Origin of the sequence: Streptomyces sp. NPDC001714 (assembly GCF_042892755.1) — a bacterium.
GTDB lineage: Bacteria > Actinomycetota > Actinomycetes > Streptomycetales > Streptomycetaceae > Streptomyces.
Window position 1 is genome coordinate 1 of sequence record NZ_JBIAUL010000076.1, and the last position, 2,091, is coordinate 2,091.

The 2,091-nt window shown below is 68.5% G+C and carries 1 protein-coding gene; it reads left to right on the forward strand.

Features of this window, described 5'->3' with window-relative positions:
• Positions 1–410 precede the first annotated feature (410 nt).
• The gene (locus ACFY0P_RS52140) at positions 411–2,024 is read left to right on the forward strand and encodes an IS1182 family transposase (RefSeq protein ID WP_388929532.1); all 1,614 of its coding nucleotides are present in this window, start codon (positions 411–413) and stop codon (positions 2,022–2,024) included.
• The last annotated feature ends 67 nt before the right edge of the window (positions 2,025–2,091 follow it).

The window sequence follows — 2,091 nt, forward strand, 5'->3', positions numbered from 1 at the left end:
CTGCACTGCGTCCACCCCGCCCGAACCGGGACGTCCCCTCCAAGGACGGGCCAGCACGGCACTCCGGACGAAACGCGATCACGCAACGGCCCCTGTCCGAGGACGGCCCACATGATGGCCAGAATGAACAACGTCAAGGCCAGCGCGCCAATGATGAACAACCCATCCCCCTCATCCTGCTGCTGTCGCGTCATGCGACGCTGCAATTCAATCTCAGCTTGACTCTGTCGGGGATCTTGGAGTTTCCCGGAGCGGCAGCATGGTCGACGGGGATGATCGGGGAGTTCCGCCGACCGTTGCAGCTGTCGAGGTGTTCGTCGTCCCTTCGTCCCCGTTCCGGTGAGCACGTTCCGCCTCTGACCGCGCGAGTCGCGCGGGCGAGCAACCCGGGCGGCACGACGGCGATATGGGTGCGGGACCGGCTGGACGGGCTGTGGCGCGACGAGGACTTCGCGGACTGGTACCCCAGAGACGGGCGTCCGGGGCTCTCGCCCGCTCAGCTGGCCACCGTCAGTGTGCTGCAGTTCCTGCTCGGCCTGTCGGACAGGCAGGCCGCCGAGGCGGTCCGCTGCCGCATTGACTTCAAGTACGCGATGGCCATGGAGCTGGACGATCCCGGCTTCCACCACAGTGTGCTGGGCGACTTCCGCGATCGTCTCGCCGAGGACGGCCGTGCCGACCGCCTCCTCGACCTCGCACCGGCCCGCCTGAAGGAGGCCGGACTGGTGCGCGAGCGCACCACGCAGCGCACCGACTCCACGCACGTCGTGGCCGCGGTGCGTGACCTGACCCGCCTGGAGCTGGTCACCGAGGCGGTCCGCGCCGCACTCGAAGAGGTCGCAGGTATCTCACCTCATCTGCTGGACGAACTGGTCGACCAGGGCTGGGGGCTGCGCTACGGCCGGCCGGTCCGCCTGGGGAAGAGCCCCACCAAACCCATGACCAGAATCCTTGCCACCGGGAACGACGCCGTCCGGCTTCTGGAACACCTCCACCGCTACGGAGCGGACCGCATGTCAGGTCCTCGCATCCAGGCTCTGCGGCAGATCATGGTCCAGAACTATCACCGTGATGCCGCGGGACAGCTGCGCTGGCGCACCGCCGAGAAGGAAGGCGGGGCGGGTCTGCCGCCGTCGTCGAGGGCGATCGTCTCTCCCTACGACACCTCGGCCCGCTACGCGCGGCACGGACACATCATCAGCTGGAAAGGGTTCGCCGCTCACCTGACCGAGACCTGTGCTGCCGACGGCCCCAACGTGATCACGGATGTCGCCACCACCGCGGCCACCACCCACGACAGCCAGGTCCTGCCCGGCATCCACACCCGCCTCGCCCGACGCAGCCTGCTGCCCGCCGAGCACCTGGTCGACGCCGGCTGCACCTCCCTGCCCCACCTGGAACAGGCCGCCCGTGAACACCAGGTCACCGTTTCCGGTCCGCTGAAGAGCAACCCGACCCGCCAGCACCGCCGAGGCGAGGGCTTCGCCCGGGACGACTTCCACATCGACTACGACAAGCAGCAGGTCACCTGCCCCCAGGGACAGGTCAGCGCGGGCTGGCACGGCCCCTACCCGACCTCCTCGCCCACCGCCGCCCCGCTGATCGTCCCACGGTTCACCAAAAGCCAGTGCCGCCCCTGCCCGGCCCGCACCCACTGCACCAGCACCGCCGACAACGCCCGCACCGTGGGCTTCCCCCCACGAGAACTCCGTGACCTGCAACTCCGCGTCCGCGCCGAGCAGCAGACACCCGAATGGAAGACGCGTTACGCGGTCCGCTCCGGAGTGGAGAGCACAGTCAACGAGTTCGCCCACAGGCACGGTATGCGGCGCTGCCGCTACCGAGGACAGGGAAAGGTTCATGTCCAGCACGTGTTGACGGCCATCGCCGTCAACATTGAGCGCCTCGGCGGACTGTCACCGGCTGAGGAAGCCCCCACACCCCGCCAGCCGACTGCCTTCCAGAACTACCTCGACCAGCGCGAGATCCCTTGCCTGAAGTCCTGGCGAACCCTGGGCAGTTGACTCCGCCGACACCAAGAGTCGGGTGGCCCGGGGGAATCTCACCCCCGGGCTCCCACGGAACGGAGCG